Source organism: Dietzia sp. DQ11-38-2 (genome assembly GCF_014145055.1).
Taxonomy (GTDB): domain Bacteria; phylum Actinomycetota; class Actinomycetes; order Mycobacteriales; family Mycobacteriaceae; genus Dietzia.
Genome location: NZ_JAALDW010000402.1, coordinates 1 through 1095, shown reverse-complemented (window position 1 = coordinate 1095; position 1095 = coordinate 1). Strand labels below are relative to the sequence as shown.

Annotated in this window: 2 protein-coding genes; one reads left to right on the top strand and one right to left on the bottom strand. The window is 70.6% G+C overall.

Annotated elements, in window-relative coordinates; genetic code table 11:
- The coding region (locus tag G6026_RS13235; protein ID WP_309230213.1) for an SLC13 family permease at window positions 1–500 on the bottom strand (500 nt) is incomplete at its 3' end.
- A gap of 84 nt (window positions 501–584) precedes the next feature.
- Between G6026_RS13235 and G6026_RS13230 the strand changes: the two genes are divergently transcribed.
- Window positions 585–1095, top strand: a 511-nt coding sequence (locus G6026_RS13230; protein ID WP_182613446.1) for a LysR family transcriptional regulator, incomplete at its 3' end; no start/stop codon positions are given.

Genomic DNA, 1095 nt, shown 5'->3' with positions numbered 1-1095 from the left:
GCGGTTGCCGCGGCCCGCGCGGTGGGCCCGCCCCAGGGGAGCAGGTTCATGGTCCCGGCGCCCAGGCCCACGCACACGCTCAGCGTCAGCCGGCTCATGCCCAGGCGGTCGAAGAGCGGGATCATGGCCGGGATGGTGATGAGGAACGTGGTGGCCCCGGCGCCGTCGAGGTGGGCGGCCATCGCCAGCGCGGTGGTGGCCACGCAGATGGTGACCGGGGCGTTGCCCGCCCAGCGGACGATGCGCCGGATCAGCGGGTCGAAGAGCCCGGCGTCCCGCATCACCCCGAAGTAGGTGATGGCGAAGACGAACATCACCGTCACCCCGACCACGCCGCCCAGCCCGTCGGCGACGAATTCGCCGATCTCCGCCGGTCCGAACCCGGCGATCAGGGCGAAGACGATCGGCACCCCTGCCAGCGCCACCACCGCCGCCACGCGGTTGGAGAGCAGCAGAGCCAGAATCACCCCGATGGTGAGAAAACCTGCCCATGCGAGCACGAGAGCCCCTTTCGTCGGCTCCACACAGTGTGAGGTGACTCACGTTATGCAGTCCAACATCATTCAGCGATAGATTCATGTGCCATGAGCATGAATCTGGGCGTGCATCACCTCCGGGCCATCGTCGCCGTCGCCCATCACCGCAGCTTCACGCTCGCCGCCGCCGAACTAGGGGTCGCGCAGTCCTCGCTCAGCCGCACCGTGCTGGAGGCCGAGCGTCGGCTGCGCACCCCGCTGTTCCAGCGCAGCACCCGCCGCGTCCTGCTGACCAGTGACGGGGAGGCCGTGGTGACCGTGGCGCGGGGCGTGATCGAGCACGTCGACACCGGGCTGGCCCACATCGAGGGCTACCTCGCCGGCACCAGGGGGAGCATCACCATCGCCACGCTGCCGTCCCTGGCCGCGACCCTGCTGCCTCCGATGATCCGCGTCTACCAGCGGCTCCACCCCGACGTGGCGGTGCACGTGGAGGACAACCTCAGCGACCAGGTGACCGAGCACCTGCGCAGCGGGCGGGCCGACCTCGCGCTGACCACGCATCCGGGGGAAGGCCGCTCCGGACACGGCTCGGGCGGCGGCGCGGGCGACGACTCGG